This window comes from Paenibacillus violae (assembly GCF_032461945.1).
Taxonomy (GTDB): Bacteria; Bacillota; Bacilli; order Paenibacillales; family NBRC-103111; genus Paenibacillus_E; species Paenibacillus_E violae.
On the sequence record NZ_JAWCUD010000003.1, the window covers coordinates 130,108 to 156,950 of the forward strand.

Consider the following 26,843-nt stretch of genomic DNA (forward strand, 5'->3'; position numbering starts at 1 on the left):
TCAGGCCTTGAACTTTATGTTGGTCATCTCTTCACTAACCTGCCATAGCCGCTCAGCCAAATCCGGATCGATCGCCCAAGGAAATACACCTTCTATCACTTGGCTCAGCCCTTGCGGAGCGTTGGCCGGTACAACTTCGGCAATATCGACATCCAGGCAGTAGACACCGCCTTTCCCGTTCAATTGTGTACTAGTCGCACACCATACACTCGTAGCGGCTCCTTGCTCCGCCGTTTTGAATACCCCATTCGCGGCAAGCTTTTCCTCGTCTGACATAAAGCGAACCAAATCCGTCATAATTCTGCCGGGATGCACAGAGAAAGCGCGAACTCCGTGCGCCTTCCCCCGCTTGTCCAGCGCAACGGCAAAAAGCGCATTCGCTGATTTGGACTGACCGTATGCTTTCCATTTATCGTACTCCTGCTGCTTGAAATGAATATCGTCAAAATTAACGCCTCCGAAGCGAACCCCGGTTGAAGAAACGGAGACGACCCGCGCGCTTCCCGCTTGTTTCAAGGCCGGCCAAAGACGCAGCGTCAGCTGAAAGTGCCCCAAATGGTTGGTTGCAAATTGGGATTCATAGCCGCGTTTCTCAAGAACATACGGAGGAGCCATGATGCCTGCGTTATTGATCAGGATATCCAGCGGACGACCAGAGTCCAGAAACTGTTGAGCAAATGCGTCTATTGATGCAGGATCAATCAGATCCAACTCCGCCAGTTCAACCCGAGGAATGCCGGCAACGGAAACGCGGGCTTTCTCTGGTGTACGTGCAGGAACAATGACTGTCGCACCTGCTTCGGCTAGCGCGCGGGTTGTTTCAAGTCCGACGCCTGAGTACCCGCCGGTCACGATGGCGATCTTCCCGCTTAAATTATATCCTTCCAATACCTCCCCGGCGGTTGATTGCGCACCAAACCCGGAATGGACCCGTTCTTGAGGTGTTACTTGATCGTTATTTTCCATGGTCATCTTCCTCCCTAAACTCATTCGTTCTTCTTTTACTACCCTTGCATTGTAAAGCATGGAGTAAACTCCAGCGCAAGCGGATTTCTATCCGCAGCCCCATTCTAACAACGACAAACCGGAACTCCTAAGAGTCCCGGTCTTTCCTTGCCTATTCAAATCAGCTATGCGCAACGGTCTGATTCTGTTTCGTATAACGGTTTTCCGGTATCGGTAACCCTAGGTTTCCCCTTAGCGTATCCGCTTCATACTCTTCGCGGAACAAACCGCGCTCCTGCAGAATCGGCACGACAAGTTCAACGAAGTCCTCGAGGCCCTGAGGTGTGGCGCTGCCTACAATAAAGCCATCGGCTCCGCCTTCTTCAAACCATGCCTGCAGCTTATCAGCGATAGCCTCCGGCGTTCCCAGGAAGGTTGGCTTAGGCGTGGCCACTTGGAGAGCTACCTGGCGAAGCGTTAGTCCTTCCGCTTTTGCCCATGCTTTCATTTTGTCCGTTGCGCTCTGGAAGCTATTGCGGCCAAGATCGCCTAACTCTGGGAACGGCTCATCTAGCGGATATTGCGAGAAGTCGTGATGCTCGTAGAAGCGACCTAGAAAATCAAGCGCTTTGTCGATCGACGTGAGATTGGCAATTTCCTGATACTTACGCTCCGCTTCTTCCTGAGTTCGGCCCACGATCGGCCCTATGCCCGGAAGAATGACGATTTCATCGGGATTGCGTCCCAATGCTTTCGCACGTCCTTTTACATCGGCATAATACTGTTTGGCATCCTCCAAAGTCTCCTGACCCGTGAAAATGGCATTCGCTACTTTAGCGGCGAAATTTTTACCGTCCTCCGACGCACCTGCCTGGAAAATAACAGGCTGCCCTTGCTTGGAGCGTGCCACATTAAGCGGACCTTTGACGGAGAAAAACTCGCCCTTATGGTTCAAAGTGTGCAGCTTCGCTGGATCGAAGAATACGCCTTTCTCTTTGTCTCTCACAAAAGCATCGTCTTCCCAGGAATCCCATAGTCCTGTTGTGACTTCCAAATATTCATTCGCGATCCGATATCGCTCGGCGTGAGCCGGATGCTGGTCTTCCCGCTTGCCATAGTTGAGAGCAGAACCTTCCAAGGGGGAAGTCACAACATTCCATCCTGCTCTGCCGCCGCTAATCACATCCAGAGAGCCGAATTGCCGGGCAACTGTAAAAGGTTCACTATAGGAGGTTGATAATGTCCCAACCAGACCGATTTTGGAGCTAATTCCGGCCAAAGCGCTCAGAATGGTGATAGGTTCAAACCGATTTAGAAAATGAGGGATGGATTTCTCGGTAATATACAAACCGTCTGCAATGAATACGAAGTCAAACTTGCCTTCTTCCGCTTTCAGCGTCCATTTTTTATAGAGGTCAAAATTCACACTGGCATCTGTAATGGCATCCGGGTGTCTCCATCCCGATATATTTCCTCCAACACCATGAAGGATGGCACCTAATTTTATTTTTTTCTTGCTCATGTCTCTTCCTCCTAAGAATTAATGTGGTTAAAACGCGACAGTGAAAAAGTACTCAGATCCACTGTGGTTGACACTTGTTGAACAAGATCGGCGAGCAGCGAACCGACTGCACTGGCAAATTTGAACCCATGCCCTGAGAACCCTCCAGCCAGCAAAACATTGGCATACAGCGGATGCCGATCAATAATGAAATGCTCATCGGGAGTTAGCTCGTATTTGCAGACTGCTCCTTGCAGCAGCTCTCCTTCTGACTGTGGCAGGAAAGCGGATAAAGTGCGGCGCAAATCCCCTTCGTCCTCCTCAAGATGACCGAATGGCTCAGCCTGCTCCCCTGGAGACCAAGGCAATCCTCCGTCATGGCGGCCGATTTTGATACCCGCACCGTTAATGTTCGGAAAGCCGTAATACCCTCCCTCTTTCGTTTCGAGCGTAAATCCCGGAAAAGTGCCTGCATCATAAAAAGAGGCATTTGTCCGAAACCAACCCACCGTTTTACGAACAGAACGAATCGGCAAGGTAATGAAAGGTTCTAAATGCTTAAACCAAGCTCCAGCGGTTATGATCAATTGATCCGCTGAAAACTCCCCGGCCCGTGTACGTACACGGACTCCTGCTCCATCCGCCTGGATATGCTGAACCGGATTATAAGGCAGCAGCATGGCGCCTTCGGCCAAAGCCAGCTTACGATAAGCGGCAATACACTGCTCGCTGAACAAATATCCGGCATTCGGTTCATACATCGCTTCATAAGACTCAGGCAGCGTGATGCCTGCCCAACGCCGATGAACCTCTGCCGCATCCAGCATTTCCACTTGAACGCCTGCCTCTGCGCAGCCAGGTAACCTGGTTATGAATTTGCCACTTAATTGATCGGCCATATTGAGCACGCCAGAGCGAGCAAGCAGCTTATGCCCGCTGGCTGCTTCCAGTTCCCTCCATAAGCGGTCGGCGTCCAACGCCAAGTTTATATAAGACTTCCCTCCGCTATAGGCATGGCGAATTAACCTAGGCTCTCCATGATGGCTTCCATTTTCATGCGGGGGATCATACGAATCGATCATTAAGGTGCGGATACCCCGCCGAGCCAGATAATAACCTGCGCTCATGCCCATGGATCCGGCTCCGACAACGATCACTTCAAACGAATTTTTCATGCCTGACCTCCTCCAGGGCCTACCTCTCCGCGGCAAACCGGCTCAGCTCATCGACCGCCAATTCGGTAAAAAACAAAGCCGAAACGGTCAAAGCCCGTTCATCGATATCAAAAGCAGGATGGTGCCATTCCTGAGGTCCGGAAGTTCCCATAAAGGCAAAAAATCCCGGTACTTCCTGCTGGTAAAAAGCAAAATCTTCCCCGGCCGGGGAGGGCGTTGGTGTTGTGACCTCAAAGCCAAGCCGCTTAGCCACCTGGCCAGCCGCTTCGGCAAGCGCCGCATCGTTGTGCACGGACGGCGGTCCCTGCAGCCAGCGCAACGATGCTTTGACCCCATAAGCCGAAGCGATGCCCGTCACAATATCACTGAAGCGCTGCTTAACTCGGGTACGGACCTCGGCGTCGAACGTTCGCACCGTTCCGTCCAAAATCGCTTTCTCCGGTATGATGTTCCAGGCGGTCCCCGTATGCAGTCGCGTTACGCTGACAACCGCGCTCTCAAGGGGACTTACATTGCGGCTGACAATCGACTGGAGCGCCGTAACCAGATAAGCGGCTGCTACAACTGGATCTACGCTAGTTTCGGGCACGGCTGCATGCGAACCAACGCCTTCCAGTTCGACGAGAAAACCGTCTGCCGCTGCCATCAGCGCGCCCGGACGAATACCGATCGTGCCTACAGGCAGATCTGGCTTATTGTGCATGCCGTAGATCGCACGAACGCCTTTAAGCGCTCCGGTTTTGATCACCTTTTGAGCGCCAGCAGCCTTTTCTTCCGCCGGTTGAAACACCAAACGAACGCTCCCAGCCAGCTCATGCTCCCTCTCTTTTAGAAGTAATGCCACGCCTATCAAAGCAGCGGTGTGAAAATCATGGCCGCATGCATGCATTTTGCCTCCATACTTGGAAGCGAAGCTGAGTCCTGTCTCCTCTTGAATCGGCAGCGCATCGATATCGGCTCGCAGCGCGACGATTGGCCCCCCTTGCAGCCCGCCGACCTCGGCAATCAAGCCTGTTTCCAGATTGAACTCCGAAGCAATACGGATATTCGCAGCCTCCAGCGTCGCTCGGATAAACGCTGTTGTCTCGAACTCCTCATGGGACAATTCCGGAAACTGATGAAGGTGACGCCGGATATCCACCAGTTTTTGCTGAAATATATGTTGCTTGCTGATGCTAACTTCTGCCATGGTGTTTCCTCCTGATTGTTTATCTTTCGTGCCCGCTTCGATTCGCCAGAAAAAACTGCAGAATCTCCGACTGCTCGCCATTCAGACTGATTAAATTCGTCTGCAGAGCGACGCTCGCTACTCCCGCTAAATCTACAGGATGTAGAAGCTGTTCGCGCACTTCCTTATCGACGCATAGACCCGGGAGGAAACAGAGGCCTGCCTTGTTCAACACAAGCTTCTTGGCCGTCTCTGCGTTATCGGTTTGGATTTCGATAGCTGGAGGTTTATCCAAACTTTGAAACAGCCTGTGAATTCGCAGCCAATCGAGCGAGCCGCATTCGAAAAACACAAAGGGATGGTCGACGATCAAATCAAGAGACACCTCTTTTTGACCAACAAGCGGATGGTCCGCATAGGCATATAAACGGATAGGATCTTCGTAAAATTTGACCGAATGCAAATTAGGATGGCTAATATTGCGGACAAAACCGATATCCAGCTCTTTATTCAGAACTTTAGACATGATTTCGTCGGTCCCCGCTGTTGTTAATTTGATTTGAAGTCCCGGAAACTGATGTTTCAGCTTAGGCAGCAATTCCGGCAGCATATAGTTGGAGGCAGACACGGTGCAGCCCAGTCGAAGCTCTTGCGGATCCGTTCGCTGGCGCTGGATGTGCTGCTTGCCTTTCTGATACACCTGCAGCAGCTGCTGCGCATAAGGCAAAAACTGCCTGCCTTTCTCTGTCAGCTGCACTTGCTTGCCCAAACGGTCGAACAGCCGAATGTCCAGCTCGCGTTCGAGTGATTGAATACGGGCAGTAACCGATGGTTGCGATAAGAACAATACTTCTGCTACTTTATTAAAACTGCCGTAGTGATACACATAAACAAATGCCTCGATATTTTCAATATTCATACGCGGTACCCCAGATCAAATAGAATAAGATGAGTCTGCATCCAAGCACAAAAAGACCTCCGAGCACTCCATCTGACCAACATACAGATCAAGGCTTCACAGGTCTCCGGCTGCCCGGTTGACAGCTATTGAATTATTCTATACTTTACCGATAAATACCAAGTATGTCAATCGGAATTTACACATTTATAATAATGGATCGTGGCAAGCCACAAAATGTTCTTGGCTGACTTCGCGGAATTGCGGAACTTCCGCAGCACATCTTGCGGTCGCAGCAGGGCACCTCGTGCGGAACCTGCAGCCTGACGGGGGACTGGCCGGTGACGGAATTTCCCCCTCAATGGCTTTGAACGAGCGCTGCCGAAGTGGATCGGGAGCCGGGATGGAAGCCACCAGCGCCCTTGTGTAGGGATGTGCCGGATGGCGGAACAATTGCTCGCTGGGCGCAATTTCAATCAGCTTGCCTAAATACATGACGCCGATACGGTCAGAGACATACCGGACAACATGCAGGCCATGACCGATAAACAGCATCGTAAGATCTAGCTGCTTGCGCAGTTGTTGCAGCAGATTAATAATCTGCGCTTGCACGGACACATCAAGGGCCGAAACCGCTTCGTCCGCCAAAAGGAATTTAGGTCCCAGAGCAATTGCTCTCGCAATGCCGATACGCTGGCGTTGTCCGCCGGAGAATTCATGCGGATAGCGGTCATAAGCACTTGCATCAAGTCCCACAAGGTGCAGAAGTGTCTCTACGGATTCTCTTCTTTCCTTCCCCTTCCGCACACCATGAACCGCGAACGGTTCGCCGATAATATCCCCTACCTTCCAGCGAGGGTCGACGGAGCCGTGCGGATCTTGGAAGATCATCTGCATGTTCTTCCGTTGTTGACGTAGTAGTGAGCCTGACAATGCGCCCAGGTCCTGATTCTCAAATAAGACAGTACCGGAGGTAGGCTCCTCCAAATGAAGCAGCATCCGCCCAAGCGTCGACTTGCCGCTGCCCGATTCACCGACCAGACCGAATGTTTCACCTTTTCGAATCGTGAAGGATACATCATCGACAGCTTGAATCCATTGCCGATCCCTTGAAAGGAAAGCGCGCTTCACTGGATAATGTTTCGTAACATGGCGCAGTTCAATAAGCGGTACATCCTTCGGCACAGCATCCTGCTTGGAGTTCATTTCATCAAGCGTAGAGCGCTCATGAACTTCAAGTTCAAGAACCTGCTCTGGTACCCGGGCATCTTGCAGTTCCGGCAGCTGATCGGCATACCAGCAAGCCGATTGACGGCCGCCTCGATCCTCCAACGCCGGCGCCTCACGAGCGCACAGCTCTGTTGCATATGCACAGCGGGGATGAAAACGGCATCCCGAGGGGAGATTGTTCATACCGGGTATCGAACCGGGGATGGCATAGAGCGGCTGAGCGCGATCACTGTCTAGTGTTGTAATCGAGCGTAATAGCCCCAACGTGTACGGATGCCGTGGCTGAGTGAATAAATCCACTGCTGTCGATTGCTCGACGATTTGACCGGCATACATGACAATGATCCGGTCTGCCATCTCTGCTGCAACCCCAAGATCGTGGGTGATCAGCAAGATGGACATATTGAACTCGCTCCTCAGCTCTTGCAGGAGCTGCAGAATTTGCGCCTGAATCGTGACGTCCAGAGCAGTTGTCGGTTCGTCTGCGATCAGCAGTTCCGGTTTGCCGCTTAACGCCATCGCGATCATGGCCCGTTGGAGCATCCCTCCAGACAGCTCGCCCGGATACTGCTTAAGTCGAAGTTTCGGCTCTGGAATGCCTACTCGCTGAAGCAGCCGGACAGCCTCAATTTCTGCCTCTCGGAAAGTGATATGACGATCATGGCGCCTAATTGTCTCTGTGATTTGGCTGCCGATCGTAAAAACAGGATCAAATGCCGCCATCGGTTCTTGAAAAACCATGGCAATTCTTTTGCCCCGCAAGGAACGCAGTTTTTGCTGCGAAAGTGTAGTGACATCGACATCGCCAAGCTTGATCGTACCTGACGTTATCGTCCCGTTCTCATGTTCAATTAAACGCATGATCGCTTTGGAAGTAACGGACTTACCGCTGCCAGATTCACCGACCAGACAAACAATCTCACCCGGCTGAATCGAAAAACTGATATCGCTGATAGCCTGCATCACATTTCGATTTACAGCAAACTCTACACCAAGTTGATCTACAGATAACCATGCACCCATCCTCTGTCCCCCCTATGATGGCCGTTTCTTGGGATCAAGCTTATCGCGTAGTTCATCGCCGAGGACATTAATAGACAATACAAACAAAGTAATGGCCAAACCCGGAAACGTACATATCCACCAAGCTACGGTTAAATAACCCCTGCCTTGGGAAAGCAGAGCGCCCCAATCAGGTATTTCTTTTAGCACGCCAAGCCCCAGAAAACTGAGACCGGCCCCGGTCAATATCGAGGTTCCCACGCCTATAGCCGCCATAACCAGCAGCGGAGATAACGAATTCGGCAGCACATGCTTCATGAATAAAGAAAGCTGTGTCGCCCCGATGGATCGGGAAGCGGTAATGAACGGACGATTTTTCACGCTAAGGATCTGCCCGCGCATGACACGCGCATAGTTAGGAACTGCCGCTAAAGCAACAGCGAGAACGATATTCCAAAGCCCAGGACCAAGCGCCGCAGCAATCGCTAGCGCCAACAACACGCTGGGAACTGTCATAACGATATCATTGAGTCGCATCAGCACACGGTCCGTCCATCCTCCGAAATATCCCGCGTAGGCGCCGATTAGCCCTCCCAGCAGCCCGCCAACAATAACAGAAGCAAAACCGATAAACAGAGACTCCCTGGCACCGTAAACAATGAGACTGAACACATCTCGGCCAAAATAATCCGTCCCTAGCACATGGACGCCACCCGGAGGAAGCAAGATTTGATCTGCTTGCATGTCGGTCGGTACGTATGGTGCAATCCACCCGGGCACAATAGCGCAAATGATAAGAAAGACAACGATAACCGTTGACACATATAAAATAAAACGTGAAGGGCTCAGATTCAGATTCTTACGGTGAAGGGTCAGACCGGTTCGTTTGACCCGCCATAAGGGTTTCGCGTTGACTGCTTCCCTCATCTTAGGCATCCTCCTTAAAGTTTTCGTTAGAAAACTGACTTCGTAAGCATAAGCTTAATTTTGGAAACGTCTAACCCTCGGATCTATATAGGCATAAGAGATATCGACAAGAAGATTCACCAAGATGTAAATCATTGCGGAGAATAAAATAACCCCCTGCACGACCGGTAAATCCTTGGCCATAATCGCGTCCGCGATAATTCTCCCGATGCCTTGACGCGAGAAAACCGTCTCAATGACAACCGTGCCCGCCAACATCTCTCCAAGAAGAATCCCCAGCATCGTAACGGCTGGGATCAAGGCATTGCGCAGCGCATGACGGTACATGACCGAGCGCTCGAGCAAACCCTTGGCACGAAGCGTTGTAATGAAGGCTTCTCCAAGCACTTCCAACATGGTGTTTCTCACCATGCGAACAATAAAACCCGCTCCCAGCATGCCCAAAGTCACGGCCGGCAGAACCAGCGTTTGCCAGCCGTTAGAGCCAAGCGCAGGCAGCCAACCAAGATACACGGAAAAGATGAGAATAAGTAAAATCCCTGACCAGAAAGTCGGCATGGAAATACCGAACAACCCGACAATTCTGGCGATGATATCAATGGGTTTATTGCGGTGAATCGCTGATAAGACCCCGAGTACAAGACCAACTGTAACAGAGACCAGCGATGCTGCCGCTGTTAGTGCCAGTGTCGCCGGGAAGTGCATCATGATTTTGGGCAGAACAGGCTCTGAGTTTACCAAGGATTTACCAAAATCTCCGATAAGCACATGGCTGAAATAGGTCATAAACTGCTCCAAAAACGGTCGATCTACCCCAAGCTGATGACGTAAATTCGCAATCGCTTCAGGACTCATCGCGCTCGGATCAATGATGTTCATTACAACATCTCCAGGCAGCACATAAAGAACGCAGAACACTAAAATCGAAGAACCCACAATAACGCCTAAAGAGCTGATGAATCGTACGATGATTGCGTTAACCATCCGAACGGCCTCCTTACTTTTTGAGGATAGACGCGTCATTGAACAGTGGGTAGCCTAATGCGTCGAATTTGATGCCACTTACATTTTTCGAGACAGCAACGGTGTAGGGGAAGATGTAAACCGGAATAATGACCGCATTGTCAATAATATAGTTCTGTACATTTTTGTAAATTTCCTTACGTTTCGCTTCATCCGCTTCCACAACACCTTGTTCGAGCAGCTTATCGATAGCCGGATCCGATAAATGAGAAAGGGATGGGCGGGCGTTCGGTGCGGTTGTATGGTAGAACGAATTCAAGGCTACTGGATCGGAATTCACTTGGCTGTTGCCGTAGAGATCATAGGCTTGAGCTGTATAAATGACACTTTGAACGTCCTTCGTAATTTCAACTTCGACGGATACGCCAACTTTCTTAAGCTGCTGCTGGATGATGGCGGCAATGTCATTACGCTTCTCCCTGTTCGGCGAACCGTCTACATAGTGCAGCGTCAGCTTTTTGCCGTCTTTCTCTCGTACACCGTCTGTTCCTTTCACCCAGCCCAATTCATCAAACAAGCGGTTCGCTTTGTCCAGATCCGGTTTTATCTTATTTTCAAGCGATGCATCGTAACCGAAAATCGTAGGTGTCAAAGGCGACCACGCACGCTGATAGGTGCCCAGGTATAACGTTTTGACAATGGAATCAACATCAATGGCGGATTGCACAGCCTGACGTGCCTTTACATCATTCCAAGGAGCTCTGCTTTGGTTAAAAAAGAGCGTATACGGCAAGCCGCTTGTATTCACTTGCAGAAGCTGAAGCTTGGCATCGTTTTTCAGCGCCACGATATTTTGCGGTGGCACCGTTTCTGCCGCCGTGACCTGCCCGCTCTGCACACTGCCAAGCCGTGTTGCTTCTTCGGGAATTATTTTGAACGTAATCGCGTCCAGATAGGCTTTGCCTTTATTGTCAACCAGCGCAGGCGCCCAGTTATAATCCGGATTGCGCTCGACCTTAATTTCGGAATTGTCTTCCCATTTAACGAATTTGAAAGGTCCGGTACCCACGGGATTTTTACCGAATTGGTCGCCGTATTTCTTCGCTGCTGTTGGAGATACGATGCCGAGCATCGCTTGGCTTAAGTTACCCAGGAAAGCTACGGATGGCGACTCCAGATTGATCTTAATCGTATACTCGTCAATTACTTCCGAGGATTTGTAAGGCTTAAGCAGAGCAGAAGCATTAGCTGCTTTCGTGGCTGGATCAAGAATACGATCATAGCTGTACTTCACAGCTTCTGCATTAAAAGGTGTCCCGTCCTGAAATTTCACATCTTTGCGCAGCTTGAAAGTGTAGCTTTTACCATCCGGCGAAATGGACCATTCCGTTGCCAGCCACGGTTTAATCGTGTTGTCCGGCAGCTGCACGACCAGACTGTCATAGATCGTCCGGAATACTCGAACGGCAACGGCTAAACCGCTGCGATGCGGATCGAGCGTATCCGGCGAGGTTGCCAGAGCAAATGAAATTTCACCTCCGCTCACCGCCTGCCCGTTCCCTGCCGTTTGAGCCGAGCTTGCAGGCGAAGCCGATGGGCTTCCTGAGCCGCCGGCTCCTGCGCAAGCCGACATCACTGTAATGGCTACTGCCAGCAGTAACGTGACTGGTATATAACGTAATTTCCTCATCGTGCGCACACTCCTATGTCAAATAAATAGATTTAAGCGGACCAAACGCTGCTTGCAATCTCCCTGCGAAGCACTGGTGCAACCTCAGAAGCAAACCACGCCATCTGCTCGCGCTGCTCAGCTTCTGTCAGGCCGTCTACACTTATCGACATGACCTGATGGCCGTAAGCGGCCTGATAGGTCAATATTTTCTCAATAACACGCTCAGGACTGCCCACTAGCAGAGGCCCGTTTGCTAAGTTATCCTCCAGACTAGTAAAAGGCGACTGGTTATGTTTAGCTGAATCCGTAGAATGAAATGCCTCATAATACGGACGATATCGCCGAATAGCTTCCTCTGTTGTTTTAGCCAAATATAATGTGCCTGCCCCTGCTCCAACTACAGCTCGCTTAGGATCATGTCCGTAATAAGCCCATCTCTCCCGGTAGTGATCGATCAACGCTTTGTACTTCGGTAAGGGATGAAACGTATTGGACGAAAAAATCGGTTCGCCATATTGGGCGGCCAGCTCCGTGGAGAGCGGCGACGAGGCGCTGCCATGCCAAATTGGAATCGTAGATTGAAGCGGTCTAGGCAAAATGGTAACTTCCCGCAATGGGGGCCGATACTTGCCATCCCAGCTGACATTTTCTTCGCTCCATAATCGTTTGAGCAGCGCGTATCTTTCGGCAAGCGAATCCCATTGCTCTTCTTCTTTGATGCCAAATAACGGATAATGCCGGGGGTCATTGCCTTTCCCGATAATCAACTCCAATCGGCCTCCCGATAGGTGATCCAACGTAGCATAATCTTCGGCGACGCGAACGGGATCGAGGACACTAAGCACAGCGACCGTCGTCAGCAGGCGAATGCGCGAAGTGTGTGCAGCAATAGCCGTCAGAAGCACGGCCGGTGAGGAAGAAAGAAACGGAGGCCCGTGTCTTTCCCCGATACCGTAGGCGTCAAATCCGAGCTTCTCGGCATAAATGGCCTGCTGGAGAATGTTCTGGAACTTCTCTTGCGTTGTCAGCGTTTCCCCCGTAACCGCATTGCGGATATTCATTACTAAGCTGAATAAAGCGAATTTCATCCTTTACCTCCTTGGCGATGCCGACGAATGACCTCGGCATGCAAGGGAGGATTCACGATTTTACGCAGCAAATACATCGTGCCGTCGCCATTGCCCCGGTCAATAGCATCAATGCGTTCATAGCCTTTTCGTTCGTACATATCCAGCAGCCATGGATGTTTCTCCGCTGTGGCAAGAGTGACAGCCGATTCGCCCAGTTCATCGCGAATGATAGTTTCTTCCACCCAAGCCAGCAGCTTCGTGCCAAGTCCGCCGCCCTGCGCATCAGGATGGACCGCGAACCATTTGAGAAACGGGTACTCCCTGTTCCACTTGTTGCCAGCCTCCTTGGATAACGTTAGCGTTGCGGCAATCTGTCCATCCTTTTCCAAAACGTAGCAGGCATTCTTTACGATATTTTCTTCGATTAATGCCAAATCAGCATGTGCTGCGGGCCATTGCAGCTTCAGCTCGCGTATCGTGATATACGCATCGTAGATGATTTCTAGCAGCCTCTCGGCATCCCTGGACTCAGCAAGACGATAGGTTTCGCTCATGACGAGCTCACCTCTCGCTGATTTGCGCTGGCATAAGAGCGTTTAATGCGATCGATTTGGGAAAGATGGTTATTCACATGCTTCGTAAAGCCTTGAATAATGTTCGTAATACTTACGGTGTCGCCTTTCGCATTGATACCGGTTTTTTGCCAATCCTCGTCGTTTAGACGTTCAAATAATAAGCTGTTATACCGGAGCAATTGATGAAAGATCGTCAAATTATCGGCAGCAGCGCCATCATTCGCCTTTTGCCCGCTAACCCAGGCATCCTGGTTAAAAGCAGGCAGTCGAACCGTCGTCCCCGCTAAAATGTCACGAATACGGAAGGAAATGACAAGGCTATGATCGGCCAGATGGGTCAAAACCTCCGTTACGCTCCACGAAGCAGGGGCCTCTTTCCAGCTTAATTGCTCCTGGCTTAACCCTTCTACAGCGCCAAGTAACTGGTTATACGTATCAAAATAGGGTTGAATGTCAGAATGGCTCATCGTTTTATCCTCCTAAAAAATGAATAGTTCATCTGCTGCGCAGTCCTATGCAATTGTTTCTACGTCGTTTAACGCTTCTGCCAGTCTTTCGTACGAACGAACTCTTTCTGCGAAATCCTCGATTCTAGCTGTCACGATGAATTCCTCTACACCTGTGAGCCGTTGTAAATCTACCAACTGTTCACGAACTGTTTCTTTGGAACCGCGGGTGACTTCCGTCGTTTTCTCCTCAATGGTGTACGGCTCATTCGCCTGTCTGCCGAATTCCTCCGCTTGCTCCAGAGTACCTACAGTCGCTTTCTTGCCGCTGGCCAAATACACTTTGTAATGCTTCTGTTCGAAAGCAAGCTCATGGGCAGCTTGATCTGTGTCTGCTACAATGACGGACAAAGCAAGTATGGCCTGCGGTGATCGATTAAACTTTCTCTGAAAGTTAGATTTATACACCTGTATAGCTTCAATTGCCGCTGATCTGTCCCCGTTAATCGATAAGGAAAAGACATAGGGAAGGCCTAACGAAGCGGCAAGCTGTGCACTATCGAGGCTGGCTCCAAGCAAGTAAATATCAGCCGGAGTGCCGGCAACAGGAGATACTTTAATACCATGCAGCGGATGATTCTCCGGAACTTGATTGTTCACGTACGCCTCAAGCTCTACGAGCTTTTCCGTCAGCGTCTGTGGCTCCGTCACACCACGCTGCAGCGCCTGTGTGCTGCGAGGCAAGCCGCCCGGCGCTCTCCCAACGCCCAAATCGACTCTTCCCGGTGCAAGAGAAGCCAATACGTTGAAATTCTCAGCAACTTTATAGGGGCTGTAGTGCTGAAGCATAATACCGCCTGATCCGATGCGGATTCGTTCTGTTTTAGCGAGCAAATGGGAGATCAGCACTTCCGGTGAAGATCCGGCGAGAGATTCGGAGTCATGATGCTCCGACACCCAAAATCGTTGGAAGCCGAGCTCCTCCGCTTTTTGAGCTAACCGAATGGTTTGGGCAAGCGCCTCAGACGCTGTACTCCCGGGGTAGATCGGACTTTGATCCAAAATGCCTATTGATATCGTCATAGGGGGTACCTCCTAGATGGAATATGAGAGTTCTGGACGAATGCGGCTCAGAAACTGTTTGGTTCGCTCTTCTTTGGGACGGTTAAACAGCTCGTTCGGCTTCCCTTCCTCGACAATGGCGCCTTCGTCCATAAAAACCACGTGAGAGGCAACGTCCTGCGCAAAGGTCATTTCATGGGTAACAATAATCATCGTAATGCCTTCTTTGGCAATCTTCCGGATGACCGCGAGTACTTCGCCAACAAGTTCAGGATCTAGTGCCGACGTCGGCTCATCGAATAAAATAACTTCAGGATTTAGCGCCAATGCTCTTGCTATGCCAACTCGCTGCTGCTGTCCGCCGGACAGTTGGGAGGGATAAGCATCCAGCTTCTCCCCAAGACCGACCTTTTGCAGGAGTTCTACGCTAATTCGCCGTGCCTCTTCTTTTGGAACCTTTTTGACAATTAGCAATCCTTCCATCACGTTCTCAAGCGCTGTTTTGTGGCGGAACAAATTGTATTGTTGGAACACCATCGCCGTCTTTTGGCGCAGCTGATGAATCTCCTTTTTAGTTGCTTTTTTGCATTCCACGTTAAAATTATCAATCATGATCGCGCCGTCATTCGGCTTTTCCAAATAATTCAAGCATCGAAGCAGTGTCGTTTTCCCTGAACCGCTCGGCCCCAAGATGGCGACGACTTCGCCTTTGTTAACCGTAAGATTGATGCCTTTGAGCACCTGGTTGCGACCGAACGATTTGGTAATATTGGATAAATGAATCATGAGGTGCCTCCTTTCACAACGCGATCCTATTTTAAACATATAATTCCGATGTAATTACTAAGAATTAAATCTGATCTAACCTTAACATCCTTTATAAGCTCTCGTCTAATAGAGTTCTTCTATACATCGATTTAATAATTCAATACACCTTTGCGAAAAGCCGGGATTTTGCTTAAGCGACGCCACTGCGGTTGTATGTATTCAAACGTTTTTCCAATAAAGCGGAGATGTTTTCGGCGAGAATGGTTAAAATCCAGTAAATCACAGCCGCTGCGATGTAGGCTTCAAGGTATTTCCAATTCCTCATCGCTACGACGTGTGCAGTGCCGTTCAACTCCTGCAGCGATATCATAAAAGCAAGCGAAGAGCCATGCAGCAAGCCAATGAATTTGCTCAGCAAGTTCGGCAGGCTTACGTGCAGCGCTTGCGGGAGGACGATACGCCTCATTCCCTGCCAGGTTGTCATGCCAACCGAGTAGCCGGCTTCGAGCTGCCCTTTGGAAACGGACAAAATGCCCGAGCGGATTGTTTCCGACATATAGGCGCCGATATTCAACGTGAACGCCACGAAAATGAACAGGATAAGCGGGATTACGCTCGAGCGCACACTCCAGCCATATCGGACTGCGAGGTAATCAAAGATCATGGGAATAGCAAAATAAACAAGCATAATATGCAGCAGAAGCGGCGTGCCCCTGAAGAAGGATACATAGAACTGCGCCACGCGATGAATATATTTGATTCTGTACATTCGGATAAAAGCGACAATCCCACCAACAATGAACCCGGAAAACAAGGGGACAATCGAGATAACCAGCGTTAGCGGCAATGCCTTCAACATGGCTCTAAAAGCTTCAAACATAAACGTGAAATCGATGTGAATGGCAGCTTCCTCCTTTTCCTCTAATCGAAAGCCGTGACGGCTTGTTCAAAGCGTTGAACTCTGCGCTCGAAACGATGGTACATGAATTCCATGAATAGGACCACGATATAGTAAATAATCGACAATGCGATCCAGATCTCAAGGAAATGATAGGTCGTACCCAGCATCTCCGCGCGCCCCACCAGATCCATAACGCCCAGCGTATAGGCAAGCGAGGTATCCTTCAGTGTGCCGATCGTCAGATTGGCCACATTTGGCAGCGCTACTCTCCACGCCTGAGGCAAAACGATTCGCGTCAGCACGGCATAGCCGCTCATGCCGATCGAATAGCCGGCTTCCGCCTGACCGCGATCTACGGCGTTGACCGAAGAGCGGACGATTTCAGAGAAATAGGCTGCGAAATGGAGCGCATAAGTCAGAATGACAAAGACTAACGGCTGAACATCGCTCACGTCAATTCCGACGGCTTTAAGCAGTTCCGGCACACCGTAATAGACGAGGAATAGTTGGATCAATATAGGCGTGCCTCTGGTATAAGAAATATAAATAATCACGAGCCGGTTAAGGAGGGGGACCCGGTATAGCCTTGGCAGTGCAATAACGAGGCCAAGCAGTATGCCGCATACAACGGAGGCCAGTACAATGAACAACGTGACGTGCAAGTAAGACAGCAGCTTCGGCAAGTACACCCAAATCAGTGAAAAATCAAACGGTTTTCCCATTATTGTGTCACGGTGAAATCTTCACCTAACCATTTTTTGCTGAGGCTTGCTAATGTTCCGTCTTTTTTGATTTCTTTTATCGCCTCGTCGATCTTGCTTTTCAGATCCGTTTCGTCTTTGCGCAGCACATAGTAAATTTTGGATGTGTAAAGGACTGGGCCAACAACTTTTTGCTGAGCATCCGCATCCTTATTACGGCCTGCTACTTGGAACGGCGTCGATATGGTTGCGTCTACACGGCCTGTTTTTATCTGATTAATCACATCATTCGTCCCGCCACTGCCGGAGAAGACCAGTTCAAAGGGGTTTCCTTTGCTCTTATTGTAATCCTGCAGCCAAACAGCGCCATTGCTCCCCGGAGAGGTGATCACTTTTTTACCCTTAAGATCTTCAATCGAATTCACCGTGTTGTTGTCTTTGTTCACAACGACTTTGCTCGGCCATACGTTATAGGCTTCGTCGTTGAACAGAAACTTGGCTTGCCGTTCGCTATTCACTTCATATTGATTTACGGCCAGATCGACTTTGCCCGCTTCCAGACTCAGGAGGATATTTGCGAATTCCATCGTTTTAAATTCAAATTCATAGTCAGGCAGACGCTTATCAATCTCCTTCGTCAGCTCGATATCATAACCGGTTAAAACGCCCTTATCATCAAGGAAAGTCACGTCTTTAAAGGTGCCGCTCGTACCCACCACGATTTTTTTCACCTTCTGTGGCGCTGCGGCGGCTGGTGCTGCTGCCGGTGAAGCTGCTGGTGAGGCTCCTCCTGCTGCTGGCTGGGCCGTTTTATCTTCTTTAGCTCCGCAGCCTGCGAGTAGCAGGGCGGAAGCCAGGATAACGCTCGTCGATTTCAACAATTTCATAGATACATCCTCCTAGTTATTTATTAAGTTTGGACTACTGTTAGCGCCAAGCGATAAGCTTCGACCACCGTTGTTTGGTCAGCTGCAAAGAAATCGTACCGGGGCTCGCGTTCGAATCCCAGCCTCAGATAAAGCCGCACGGCGTCCGGCATGCGGCTCGACGTGTGCAAGCCAAGATAGGAGAATCCATCTTGCTTGGCACGCCTGGCACATTCTGCGATCAGCGAGGTAGCAACGCCTTTGCTTCTCGCAGAAGGATCTACGCCGAGCAGACGGATTTCCGGATACGGAATCGTCTCGCTCAGCTTCTCATACAGACCCTCTTGAGGCGGGTACAGAAGCGCCGCCCCTACGAGCTTATCCTCCTGTTCGGCGACAAGACGCCACGTATTTTCCGTACGCTCCCACTGCGCCTTAATGTTGTTTATGTACTGTTCCCAGAACGCAGGACCAAAGCCCGGCTCATACTGGCGGTATGCCTCCACGGTTAAAGCAACAGCCTTCTCCCGCTCATCCGGCCTGGCCTCCCTTACCGATACATCGATCGCGGTTGACATGTTAGTTCCCCCTTACCGCTTCAGCCTGCCGGATGTAGCGGTTCTCGGGAACACGCAACCCCAAGTTGCCTCGCAGCGTGTCACTTTCATATTCCTTGCGGAATATCCCGCGCTCCTGCAGCACTGGCACAACCAAATCTACAAAATCAGCGAGCCCGTTCGGTACGACCGTTCGAATGTTAAAGCCGTCGGCAGCCCCACCCTCGAACCATTGCTGGATGAGATCAGCCACTTTCTCCGGCGTCCCGATGAAATTGCTTCTCGGCGTGGATGCCCGCAGCGCAACCTGGCGAAGTGTGAGCCCCTGCTCCTTGGCTTTCTGCTTAATGCGATCTGTCGTACTGCGGAAGCTGTTGCTGCCGAAATCGCCGAGTTCTGGAAACGGCTCATCCAGAGCATGCTGAGAGAAGTCATAATGCTCAAAATAACGGCCCAAATAATTTAATGCCTGATCAATCGTGACAAGTTCAGCAATTTCCTGATATTTGCGCTCAGCTTCCTCTTCCGTTCTCCCAACAATCGGGCCGATACCCGGGAAAATCAGAATATCATCCGGCTGGCGACCATAAGCTGCTGCTCGGCCTTTTACATCCTGGTAAAAAGCTCGCGCTTGCTCGAAAGTCTCGTGTCCCGTATACACAGCGTCCGCCGACTTGGCTGCTAAATCTTTCCCGGAATCCGAGGATCCCGCTTGGAAAACAACGGGGTAGCCTTGCTTGGAACGTGCGACATTCAGCGGACCTTGAACCGCAAAGTGTTTGCCTTTATGATTCAGAGTGTGAAGCTTGGCGGCATCGAAGAATACCCCGCTAGCTTTGTCTCGGACGAATGCATCGTCCTCCCAGGAGTCCCAGAGCCCTTTCACCACCTCAAGATGCTCCTCAGCAATCTCGTAACGCAGCGAATGATGCGGATGCTCGCCTTTGCCGAAGTTAAGCGCCGACCCTTCCAAGGGTGATGTGACAACATTCCAGCCCGCTCTGCCTCCGCTAAGATGATCGATGGAAGCAAACTGTCTAGCAACTGTGAATGGCTCACTATAGGATGTAGATAAAGTTGCAACCAGCCCGATATGGCTAGTCGCTTCGCTTAAGGCTGACAGCAGTGTCAGTGGCTCAAAACGGTTTAGAAAGTGCGGATTGGACTTTTCATTAATGAATAAGCCATCGGCGATGAACAAGAGGTCGAATTTCCCCTGCTCAGCTTTGCGAGCCTGCTCTTTATAGAACGCTAAATTGACGCTCGCGTTGGTTGGCACTTCGGGATGCCGCCAGAAGGATATGCTGTTTCCGACTCCGTTCAAATTAGCACCCAGCTTAAGTTGTCTCTTGGACATTGAAGTCACTCCCCTTTTACCATTAATACCGATGTGTATAATCGGATTTATTTTCATAGGATTACTATATCCCAACAAATGGTCGCAGTGTATATCGCATTCTTCTATTCATCTATTTAAAAGTTCTATAAGAGAAAATAAAAAAGAACCATCAGATTCATTCTTCCTGATGGTTTTTTAAGATTTGTTAGGGAACTAGGGGCCGTAATTCAGCGAAATAACGGACTGTCAGCTTGACGCTTCCCCTTGCAAATTCGCAGCTACCGTGCTCTTAAACAAATTAAGTACAAGGGAGATGTAAAAACCCCCTCACAAATGCCATTCCCGTCGTCCCATCCTCCGGCGAGGGCGGCCCCAACTCCGCTATTCAGCGAAATAGCGGACTGTAGTTCCTAACTAAAGTTTTATTCTGCTTCGCTTGAAACTTGCATTTATCACGCGCTGTACCAATTCGTTTCTGTCATCGTCGAAACCGGAGTTTCCGCAAACTGACTGCCCGGATACGGAAGTTCGTAATGATCACGAAGGGTCGTTCCCGTGTACTCCGTTCGGAACAGTCCTCTGCGCTGCAGCTCGGGAACGACGAGGTCCAAGAAATCCTCCAGCCCGCCTGCCATCAGCTGCGGCATAATATTGAAGCCGTCGGCGGCTCCATTCTGGAACCAATGCTCCATCACATCGGCAATCTGTTGAGGTGTTCCTGTTATCGTCCGATGACCCCGTCCTCCGGCCAAACGCTCCAGCAGCTGGCGAAGCGTCAGATTTTCTCGATGAGCCAGCTCAACGATCAAGTTGGTACGGCTTTGATGGCCTCTCACTTCCTGTATTGGAAGTTGAGGCATAGGGCCATCCAGCGGATAACCCGTCAAATCAAAGCCGATTCGATTGGATAACATCAACAAGCTGTGTGCCGGGTTAGAGAGCTCCACAAGCTTCGCTTCCTTCTCTTTGGCTTCCTCTTCGGTGCGTCCGATAATCGGGCAAATTCCCGGCAGGATGACGATATGTTCCGGCAACCGATTCAGTTGAACCGCCCGCTGCTTCATATCTTTATAGAACGACTCCGCTTCTTCAAAAGTTTGCTGAGCCGTGAAAATCGCCTCCGCGTATTCCGCAGCGAACTGCCTGCCATTCTGCGAAGAACCGGCTTGGACGAGAAGTGGTCGCCCCTGCGGTCCACGGGATATGTTCAGCGGCCCCTTCACGGAGAAGTGGTCCCCTTTATGATTAAGCTCATGCACCTTCGAGCTATCGGCAAAAATGCCTGCTTCCTTGTCTCTGACAAGGGCATCGTCTTCCCAGCTATCCCACAACTTCGTAGCGACGTCCAAAAACTCCCGCGCGCGCTCATAACGCGCAGCGTGTTCCGGGATTTGCTCATAATTGAAATTTTGCGCTTCCGCATCTGTCCCTGACGTAATGATGTTCCAACCGGCGCGGCCGCGGCTAAGATGGTCGAGAGAGGCAAACCGCCTCGCCAGATTGAACGGCTCGTTGAAGCTTGTGGACACGGTCGCGATCAGACCGATCCGCTGAGTGACCACGGCAAGTGCCGACAGAAGCGTCAGCGGTTCATATCCGCCGATCGCCCCATACTTGGCCGCGTTCGGACTGGTCGCTACGCGATCTGCAAAAAACAGCGAATCCAGCTTCGCTGCTTCCGCTTTTGCAGCCAGACGCTGATACAAAGAGAAATCAAGCAGCTGATCGAGATTCGACTGCGGATGCCGCCATGCAGCCTCATGGTGTCCCATCGGGGAAACGAACAAGTTCAGATGAAGTTGACGTTGTTTTTTGATCATAACGATACCACCTTGTGTGTGAAATTAGAAAAGGCTCCCGGCTAAGGACAACCGCACATGGAACTTGTACGATGACCTTATGCTAGAAGCCTTTGGTTGACCAATGGGCAGATAACAATAATTCTCATAATTTTACAATAGTTATTCTGATTATACAAGTGGGATAAATGAGTTTTGGTTTGGGCATATAAATAGGGGAATAGTAAGTTGGTCGTACTCATCTCATAAAAGCAATCAAATAAGAAGGCTAGGTGTGATAGGTGGAAAATAAAAAGTGGGACCTTGTATCAATTGCTTCTATACCACTTATTATGACACTAGGAAATTCAATGCTTATCCCAGTGCTGCCTTCCATTCGCAGCAAATTAGGAATAACGTCTCTCCAGGTGAGCTTATTGATAACGATCTACTCCGCCGTAGCCATCCTGCTTATCCCTGTCGCCGGTTATCTCTCCGATCGCTTTGGCAGGAAGATCATTATTATCCCGAGTCTGATCATTAATGGAATTGGCGGGCTAATATGTGGATTGGGCGCTTGGTGGATCGAAAATCCTTACTTCGTTATCATGCTGGGCCGATTCTTGCAAGGCATAGGTGCAGCAGGTGCTTTTCCAATCGTACTGCCGCTTGTCGGTGATATTTTCAAAAAAGAAAGTGATGTAAGCAGCAGTCTGGGCGTCGTGGAGACCGCGAATACCTTTGGCAAAGTTCTTAGCCCCATACTAGGGTCGGCTCTTGCTTTAATGGTATGGTTTGCTCCTTTTCTTGCCATTCCGGTTCTTTGTGTGATTTCCGCTGTATTAGTGGCATTTCTGGTCAAATCGCCAGCTAAAAAGAAGGACGAAAAGGTCACCTTTACCCAATTTCGAACCCATCTGAAACAAATTTTCATTCATAACGGGAAATGGTTATCGGCCATTTTTGCTATCGGATGTATATGTATGCTCGCAATCTTCGGAACGTTGTTTTATCTGTCTGACACGCTTGAGGATGAATACCATGTGAAAGGGATCGTCAAAGGCTGTATTTTAGCAATCCCCTCGGCGGCCTTGTGCATAGCCTCATTCATTACCGGTAAACGAATTGGTAGAAATAAAATGCTGATGAAATGGATCACATTTGGAGGAATCACATTAGCTGCCGTTACTTTTATCATAAGTGGTACGCTGCACGGCATCTCTTGGCTGATAGGTTTAATTAGTGTGGGAGGAATCGGAATCGGTGTAACCTTGCCATGTATGGATGCCATGATTACGGAAGGCATTGATAAGAGTGAGCGCGGAACCATCACTTCGATTTATAGCTCCATGCGATTTATCGGTGTGGCGATTGGTCCTCCGCTTGCTGCAATCCTTGTGAAAATCTCACCTCACTTTATGTTCTATACGATTACCGGTTTTTGTGTGCTTGCTGCTGTTTTGGCTCTATTCACGATAAAACCTGATCCGGATGGGAGCGCGGCTTAACTGAGAAAAGGCAGCCGATTTATCGTCGACTGCCTTCCTGCTTTAATTAAACTGCCAGCAACTTAAACTCAAGTTGCCATATTGATAGCTGCGATGAAGCAGCTTTGCCTGACGATTGGAATCGCCGGTTCCCATCGCGAGAAGCAACGGGATAAAGTGTTCGCTCGTCGGCACGGCTTCCTGGGCGAAAGGAGCAAGTTCGCGATAACGAAACAGCGCCTCCGTGTCCCATGCCTCGAGCTTGTTTTGGAGCCAGCTGTCGAACTGCTCTGCCCACTCATCAATACCACCAGACCGCCAATTCAATTTCCTTAAATTGTGGACGGTGCCGCCACTGCCGATAATGAGAACGTCCTGCTCTCTGAGCGCTGCCAATGCCTTGCCGATTTGATATTGCTGCTCGTTAGGCAAATTCCTGTTCACGGATAAAGCGACGACCGGGATGTCCGCATCAGGATACAGCAGCTTCAATACAGCCCATGCTCCGTGGTCCAGACCTCGCTCTTCATTTCGAACATTTTGAATACCTTGCTGTTCAAACAGCTTTTGAATCTGTTCAACCAGAGAGCGGTCGCTGTTGGCCGGATACGTCATTTGGTAAAGTTCATCCTGAAACCCGCCAAAATCATAAATGGTTTCATACGTTTCAGCAGCACTTACGTTCTGCACGGTTTCCTCCCAATGAGCGGAAAAGAGGACAATCGCTTTAGGTTTAGGTGCATGCTCCTTAAAATGCTTTAACAGTTGTGTATATGCGTTATCCTCAAGCACAATGGACGGCGCGCCATGCGCGAAAAAATAGGAAGGCATCATGCCTCTTCACGCTCCTTCGTAGTTATTAATTCAAGATCTTGTTTAAGCCAATTTAGAAAATCAAGCTGGTTTTCTTCCGATACGCCATGGTCCGTAGGATATAAATTAAACGTTAAGCGCGGCGTCTGATCTTTGAAATACGCTGCCGACTCATGGCCGATCCGAACAGGAAAAACAGAATCGTACTCGCCATGCGAGACAAATACGGATACTTCCTTCACGCTTTTCAGAACATACTCTGTCTTCACAAAGTCTGGAATGTACCCGTTCAACGCAACGATCCCCTTCAACTTATCGCCCATCGTAAGTGCAAGCGACATCGATAATATCGCGCCTTGGCTAAAGCCCAGCAAATAACGCTTGTTCTGGTCGATCGGATACTTCTCGGTTGCATATTGAATGAATGCTTCAAGGTTCTTTATCGCTTCGTCAAACATCTCCCGAATGGGATTACCTAAACTTTTCAAACTATAGTACTGATAACCGGAACCAAGAGGCAGATTGCCTCGAATGCCGATAATAATGAAGTCGTCAGCTAGCGGAGCGACCAGGCTAAACATATTTTTCTCGTTGGAGCCCTTGCCATGCAAAGTAAAGATGACCGGATATTTCTTGTCTGTGTCTATATTCGCCGGTAGATGCACATCATATGGGTACGTCGGATTCATTATAATCCTCCTCTGTTGTATGTTACGCGCTATGTTTTCTCATAATAAATCTGTCGACTGAAAGTGGAGACGTGTCTGCGACAACTAAATATAACGAAATCAACAAAAAGCCGAGATCAAGCTCGTAACCTGGCGACTGTGCATTGCCAAGAAGTCCAACGGAAAGCTTCGCGGTAATAATTGCGCCGATCAGCATCACCACGAACAAGCCAGATACATAACGGGTAAACAATCCTGCAACGAGCATAATCCCACCCACAAGCTCAAGCCCCGCTACCGCATAAGCCAAAAATCCAGGGATACCGATTGAACTGAACCATCCTTCTACATTGCTTAGTCCCATTTGAAACTTGGCAATTCCGTGGGAGATAAAAATAATTCCCATTAACACACGCATGATCATTGAAACAAGTACTGTCTTTGTCATTCTAATTCTCTCCTCTTCATCAAAATATAAGTAATATAAAATTAATGTTTATATAAGTAATTTAATACAAGGAGCTCTAGCATGTCAATAGAAATTTTGCTAATATGTAATTAAGTTTTGTATTACTAATATTTGATGCGAGGTGCTGTCGGGATGGACATCGGCTCAACGATACGGGCTATTCGAAAGCGTAAGAATATTACCATTGCCCAAATTTGTGAAGAAACCGGCTTATCACAAGGCTTCATGAGTCAGCTTGAAACGAACAAAACTTCCCCCTCCATTGCTACACTTGAAAATATTGCACAGGTTCTAAAGGTGCCTTTGGCTTATTTGCTCTTGAAGAAAGAGGACCGCATGCATATTGTCCGCAAGGATGAACGAAGAATTACGACAAGCGGTTCCGACCATTTAAAAGTGGAGCATTTGAGCTCTACAAAAAATGTCAGGATGATGTTGGTAGAATTTCCTGTAGGTGCCTCAACGGGGGAGCTGCCTCATGCTCACGAAGGCGAGGAGGTTCATGTCGTGATCAAAGGAAGAGTGCATGCGGAGCAGGGTGAAGATGCGGCTGAATTCGGGGAAGGCGATTCGTTCAGTTGGAACGCCTGCACGCCTCATGTGGTGAGAAATATAGGAGATGACACGGCAATCGTGCTTATTTCTATTTATACAGAGACTGATGGTGGACGAGAGTTCATTTAAAAAAGCCCTCAAACCTAGCTTACGGCCAGGTTTGAGGGCTTTTTTTTCAGTAAACCAATGACGATAATACCGCTTTCGGCAATTTGCAGACTACACTGTAAGCGGGATTGAACATGTTCGCAATTTCATATTCAACGGCTTGCCCCATCAACAAGCTGGCTTCCGATGAGGTTAAGCCGCAATCTTCCTGCAGCAACCGTAACATCTCGGTCGTTGCATGTTGAAGCGCCTGGTCAAGCGGCCGTGCGTTGCCGATACAAAACCAATGTGTGTCGGTTTCGCCCCGCGGCCAACTTATCGTTTTCCCCTTTTGAACACTGACTGTGAACTGAACATCCATGGATATTTCGAGACCTGTGCCGATGATTTCGCCATCACCTTGCAAAGCATGACCATCTCCCAAATAAAACAACGCGCCTTCAGTCGACACCGGAAAATAGACTGTAGTGCCTGCGACCAGACCTTTATAGTCCATGTTTCCGCCGTATTCGCCACTTGTAGCCGTTGAGATGAACTGTCCTTTGGAGGGCGCTACACCAAAACAACCTAAAAAAGGCCGCAAAGGCAGCTTCAATTGGGCCAGACCCGGCGTTGGTTCCTTCAGATAAGCAACCCCCTGGGATAGATCCACTGTCCAATGCACGATATCCGCTGCCGGCAAAGTAGCCGCAACAGCTGGATCAATAACGGTTGGAGCAAGCATATTGGTTGTCCACGCCCACTCTCGGTTCGGTGTTATGGACTCGAATCGAATCGCTAGCGTATCGCCGGGCATCGCCCCTTCTACATAGAAAGGTCCAGTCATCGGATTCCCGCGGGCAGCTGCACTTTCACCATTTTGGTCCCAGCCTCTCGCATCGACTGTCGAGGTAATGACCGTATCCCCATCATGCACCGTCAATACAGGGGGATGATTGCCCATTGTATGATAATAAAGCTGAGGGTCGAACGTATGAATCATGGCTACTCCTCCATCTCGATAGGATCCTCTATTGATTCGACAGTTGTTATGAATTCCCTACTCGGGGTACCCCAATTAGGGGAACTGGGCTCCCTTATTTAAGACAAAACGCAGCAAATCAGAGCCTCAGGGGAACTACAGGATCCTATTCCGTCTCAAACGTACTGCATTCCCTCCAAAACAACGAAATAGCGGCCGCTAGTTCCCATTCTCTGGC

General features: G+C 49.7%; 26 protein-coding genes. 2 read left to right on the forward strand and 24 right to left on the reverse strand.

Annotation, left to right across the window (positions count from 1 at the left end; genetic code table 11):
* From RQP52_RS11945 to RQP52_RS12040, 20 genes are all read right to left on the reverse strand, one after another.
* Entirely contained in the window at positions 1-966 is a 966-nt protein-coding gene (locus RQP52_RS11945) for an oxidoreductase (protein ID WP_315951680.1), read from the reverse strand.
* A gap of 160 nt (positions 967-1,126) precedes the next feature.
* Positions 1,127-2,467 (reverse strand): LLM class flavin-dependent oxidoreductase, encoded by a 1,341-nt coding sequence (locus tag RQP52_RS11950; RefSeq protein WP_315951682.1) that lies wholly within the window; start codon positions 2,465-2,467, stop codon positions 1,127-1,129.
* An 11-nt stretch (positions 2,468-2,478) separates the two neighbouring features.
* Positions 2,479-3,621 (reverse strand): N-methyl-L-tryptophan oxidase, encoded by a 1,143-nt coding sequence (gene solA / locus RQP52_RS11955; protein ID WP_315951684.1) that lies wholly within the window; start codon positions 3,619-3,621, stop codon positions 2,479-2,481.
* Positions 3,622-3,640: 19 nt separating this feature from the next.
* Complete coding sequence (locus RQP52_RS11960; RefSeq protein WP_315951686.1) at positions 3,641-4,810, reverse strand: amidohydrolase; 1,170 nt, start codon at positions 4,808-4,810, stop codon at positions 3,641-3,643.
* 19 nt (positions 4,811-4,829) lie between these two features.
* Positions 4,830-5,708: a LysR family transcriptional regulator gene (locus RQP52_RS11965; RefSeq protein ID WP_315951688.1), complete on the reverse strand. Its 879-nt coding sequence runs from the start codon at positions 5,706-5,708 to the stop codon at positions 4,830-4,832.
* Positions 5,709-5,894: 186 nt separating this feature from the next.
* Positions 5,895-7,940: an ABC transporter ATP-binding protein gene (locus RQP52_RS11970; protein WP_315951690.1), complete on the reverse strand. Its 2,046-nt coding sequence runs from the start codon at positions 7,938-7,940 to the stop codon at positions 5,895-5,897.
* Between the two features lie 12 nt (positions 7,941-7,952).
* Positions 7,953-8,846 (reverse strand): ABC transporter permease, encoded by an 894-nt coding sequence (locus RQP52_RS11975; protein WP_315951692.1) that lies wholly within the window; start codon positions 8,844-8,846, stop codon positions 7,953-7,955.
* A 54-nt stretch (positions 8,847-8,900) separates the two neighbouring features.
* Positions 8,901-9,830: an ABC transporter permease gene (locus tag RQP52_RS11980; RefSeq protein ID WP_315951693.1), complete on the reverse strand. Its 930-nt coding sequence runs from the start codon at positions 9,828-9,830 to the stop codon at positions 8,901-8,903.
* Positions 9,831-9,843: 13 nt separating this feature from the next.
* A complete protein-coding gene (locus RQP52_RS11985; protein ID WP_315951695.1) occupies positions 9,844-11,499 on the reverse strand; it encodes an ABC transporter substrate-binding protein in 1,656 nt (551 codons plus the stop codon).
* A gap of 32 nt (positions 11,500-11,531) precedes the next feature.
* Entirely contained in the window at positions 11,532-12,569 is a 1,038-nt protein-coding gene (locus RQP52_RS11990) for an LLM class flavin-dependent oxidoreductase (protein WP_315951698.1), read from the reverse strand.
* Positions 12,566-13,105, reverse strand: a complete 540-nt coding sequence (locus RQP52_RS11995) for a GNAT family N-acetyltransferase (protein ID WP_315951700.1) — start codon at positions 13,103-13,105, stop codon at positions 12,566-12,568. The genes RQP52_RS11990 and RQP52_RS11995 overlap by 4 nt, the downstream gene beginning before the upstream one ends.
* Positions 13,102-13,593, reverse strand: a complete 492-nt coding sequence (locus RQP52_RS12000) for a DinB family protein (RefSeq protein WP_315951702.1) — start codon at positions 13,591-13,593, stop codon at positions 13,102-13,104. Before RQP52_RS12000 ends, RQP52_RS11995 begins: the two co-directional genes overlap by 4 nt.
* 45 nt (positions 13,594-13,638) lie before the next feature.
* Positions 13,639-14,655, reverse strand: coding sequence for an LLM class flavin-dependent oxidoreductase (locus RQP52_RS12005; protein ID WP_315951704.1), 1,017 nt, complete (start codon positions 14,653-14,655; stop codon positions 13,639-13,641).
* Between the two features lie 12 nt (positions 14,656-14,667).
* On the reverse strand, positions 14,668-15,420 hold the full coding sequence (locus RQP52_RS12010; RefSeq protein WP_315951706.1) for an amino acid ABC transporter ATP-binding protein: 753 nt from the start codon (positions 15,418-15,420) through the stop codon (positions 14,668-14,670).
* Between the two features lie 172 nt (positions 15,421-15,592).
* On the reverse strand, positions 15,593-16,303 hold the full coding sequence (locus RQP52_RS12015) for an amino acid ABC transporter permease (RefSeq protein ID WP_315952233.1): 711 nt from the start codon (positions 16,301-16,303) through the stop codon (positions 15,593-15,595).
* A gap of 20 nt (positions 16,304-16,323) precedes the next feature.
* Positions 16,324-17,025 (reverse strand): amino acid ABC transporter permease, encoded by a 702-nt coding sequence (locus RQP52_RS12020; protein WP_315951707.1) that lies wholly within the window; start codon positions 17,023-17,025, stop codon positions 16,324-16,326.
* Positions 17,025-17,891, reverse strand: coding sequence for a transporter substrate-binding domain-containing protein (locus RQP52_RS12025; RefSeq protein WP_315951710.1), 867 nt, complete (start codon positions 17,889-17,891; stop codon positions 17,025-17,027). Before RQP52_RS12025 ends, RQP52_RS12020 begins: the two co-directional genes overlap by 1 nt.
* A gap of 23 nt (positions 17,892-17,914) precedes the next feature.
* A complete protein-coding gene (locus RQP52_RS12030) occupies positions 17,915-18,448 on the reverse strand; it encodes a GNAT family N-acetyltransferase (RefSeq protein WP_315951712.1) in 534 nt (177 codons plus the stop codon).
* Position 18,449: 1 nt separating this feature from the next.
* Positions 18,450-19,784 carry an LLM class flavin-dependent oxidoreductase gene (locus tag RQP52_RS12035; protein ID WP_315951714.1) on the reverse strand — a complete coding sequence of 445 codons (1,335 nt, stop codon included), beginning with the start codon at positions 19,782-19,784 and terminating at the stop codon, positions 18,450-18,452.
* A gap of 434 nt (positions 19,785-20,218) precedes the next feature.
* Entirely contained in the window at positions 20,219-21,586 is a 1,368-nt protein-coding gene (locus RQP52_RS12040) for an LLM class flavin-dependent oxidoreductase (protein ID WP_315951716.1), read from the reverse strand.
* 311 nt (positions 21,587-21,897) lie between these two features.
* Here RQP52_RS12040 and RQP52_RS12045 point away from each other — a divergent pair, with 311 nt between their 5' ends.
* A complete protein-coding gene (locus RQP52_RS12045; protein ID WP_315951718.1) occupies positions 21,898-23,052 on the forward strand; it encodes an MFS transporter in 1,155 nt (384 codons plus the stop codon).
* A gap of 42 nt (positions 23,053-23,094) precedes the next feature.
* On the opposite strand, the gene RQP52_RS12050 is transcribed toward RQP52_RS12045, so the two are convergent.
* The 3 genes from RQP52_RS12050 to RQP52_RS12060 are packed head-to-tail and all read right to left on the reverse strand — an operon-like array spanning position 23,095 to position 24,960.
* Complete coding sequence (locus tag RQP52_RS12050; protein WP_315951720.1) at positions 23,095-23,865, reverse strand: DODA-type extradiol aromatic ring-opening family dioxygenase; 771 nt, start codon at positions 23,863-23,865, stop codon at positions 23,095-23,097.
* Positions 23,862-24,533, reverse strand: a complete 672-nt coding sequence (locus RQP52_RS12055) for an alpha/beta hydrolase (protein ID WP_315951721.1) — start codon at positions 24,531-24,533, stop codon at positions 23,862-23,864. Before RQP52_RS12055 ends, RQP52_RS12050 begins: the two co-directional genes overlap by 4 nt.
* A 22-nt stretch (positions 24,534-24,555) precedes the next feature.
* The gene (locus tag RQP52_RS12060) at positions 24,556-24,960 is read right to left on the reverse strand and encodes a DoxX family protein (RefSeq protein ID WP_315951723.1); all 405 of its coding nucleotides are present in this window, start codon (positions 24,958-24,960) and stop codon (positions 24,556-24,558) included.
* A 153-nt stretch (positions 24,961-25,113) separates the two neighbouring features.
* Between RQP52_RS12060 and RQP52_RS12065 the strand changes: the two genes are divergently transcribed.
* Positions 25,114-25,665 (forward strand): helix-turn-helix domain-containing protein, encoded by a 552-nt coding sequence (locus tag RQP52_RS12065; protein ID WP_315951724.1) that lies wholly within the window; start codon positions 25,114-25,116, stop codon positions 25,663-25,665.
* Positions 25,666-25,711: 46 nt separating this feature from the next.
* On the opposite strand, the gene RQP52_RS12070 is transcribed toward RQP52_RS12065, so the two are convergent.
* Positions 25,712-26,626: an acetamidase/formamidase family protein gene (locus tag RQP52_RS12070; RefSeq protein ID WP_315951727.1), complete on the reverse strand. Its 915-nt coding sequence runs from the start codon at positions 26,624-26,626 to the stop codon at positions 25,712-25,714.
* Positions 26,627-26,843: the final 217 nt, after the last annotated feature.

Coding starts and splice junctions, on each gene's coding strand:
- RQP52_RS11945 (WP_315951680.1), bottom strand. CDS start 966: ATGGAAAATAACGATCAAGTAACACCTCAAGAACGGGTCCATTCCGGG.
- RQP52_RS11950 (WP_315951682.1), bottom strand. CDS start 2,467: ATGAGCAAGAAAAAAATAAAATTAGGTGCCATCCTTCATGGTGTTGGA.
- solA (WP_315951684.1), bottom strand. CDS start 3,621: ATGAAAAATTCGTTTGAAGTGATCGTTGTCGGAGCCGGATCCATGGGC.
- RQP52_RS11960 (WP_315951686.1), bottom strand. CDS start 4,810: ATGGCAGAAGTTAGCATCAGCAAGCAACATATATTTCAGCAAAAACTG.
- RQP52_RS11965 (WP_315951688.1), bottom strand. CDS start 5,708: ATGAATATTGAAAATATCGAGGCATTTGTTTATGTGTATCACTACGGC.
- RQP52_RS11970 (WP_315951690.1), bottom strand. CDS start 7,940: ATGGGTGCATGGTTATCTGTAGATCAACTTGGTGTAGAGTTTGCTGTA.
- RQP52_RS11975 (WP_315951692.1), bottom strand. CDS start 8,846: ATGAGGGAAGCAGTCAACGCGAAACCCTTATGGCGGGTCAAACGAACC.
- RQP52_RS11980 (WP_315951693.1), bottom strand. CDS start 9,830: ATGGTTAACGCAATCATCGTACGATTCATCAGCTCTTTAGGCGTTATT.
- RQP52_RS11985 (WP_315951695.1), bottom strand. CDS start 11,499: ATGAGGAAATTACGTTATATACCAGTCACGTTACTGCTGGCAGTAGCC.
- RQP52_RS11990 (WP_315951698.1), bottom strand. CDS start 12,569: ATGAAATTCGCTTTATTCAGCTTAGTAATGAATATCCGCAATGCGGTT.
- RQP52_RS11995 (WP_315951700.1), bottom strand. CDS start 13,105: ATGAGCGAAACCTATCGTCTTGCTGAGTCCAGGGATGCCGAGAGGCTG.
- RQP52_RS12000 (WP_315951702.1), bottom strand. CDS start 13,593: ATGAGCCATTCTGACATTCAACCCTATTTTGATACGTATAACCAGTTA.
- RQP52_RS12005 (WP_315951704.1), bottom strand. CDS start 14,655: ATGACGATATCAATAGGCATTTTGGATCAAAGTCCGATCTACCCCGGG.
- RQP52_RS12010 (WP_315951706.1), bottom strand. CDS start 15,420: ATGATTCATTTATCCAATATTACCAAATCGTTCGGTCGCAACCAGGTG.
- RQP52_RS12020 (WP_315951707.1), bottom strand. CDS start 17,025: ATGGGAAAACCGTTTGATTTTTCACTGATTTGGGTGTACTTGCCGAAG.
- RQP52_RS12025 (WP_315951710.1), bottom strand. CDS start 17,891: ATGAAATTGTTGAAATCGACGAGCGTTATCCTGGCTTCCGCCCTGCTA.
- RQP52_RS12030 (WP_315951712.1), bottom strand. CDS start 18,448: ATGTCAACCGCGATCGATGTATCGGTAAGGGAGGCCAGGCCGGATGAG.
- RQP52_RS12035 (WP_315951714.1), bottom strand. CDS start 19,784: ATGTCCAAGAGACAACTTAAGCTGGGTGCTAATTTGAACGGAGTCGGA.
- RQP52_RS12040 (WP_315951716.1), bottom strand. CDS start 21,586: ATGATCAAAAAACAACGTCAACTTCATCTGAACTTGTTCGTTTCCCCG.
- RQP52_RS12045 (WP_315951718.1), top strand. CDS start 21,898: ATGACACTAGGAAATTCAATGCTTATCCCAGTGCTGCCTTCCATTCGC.
- RQP52_RS12050 (WP_315951720.1), bottom strand. CDS start 23,865: ATGATGCCTTCCTATTTTTTCGCGCATGGCGCGCCGTCCATTGTGCTT.
- RQP52_RS12055 (WP_315951721.1), bottom strand. CDS start 24,533: ATGAATCCGACGTACCCATATGATGTGCATCTACCGGCGAATATAGAC.
- RQP52_RS12060 (WP_315951723.1), bottom strand. CDS start 24,960: ATGACAAAGACAGTACTTGTTTCAATGATCATGCGTGTGTTAATGGGA.
- RQP52_RS12065 (WP_315951724.1), top strand. CDS start 25,114: ATGGACATCGGCTCAACGATACGGGCTATTCGAAAGCGTAAGAATATT.
- RQP52_RS12070 (WP_315951727.1), bottom strand. CDS start 26,626: ATGATTCATACGTTCGACCCTCAGCTTTATTATCATACAATGGGCAAT.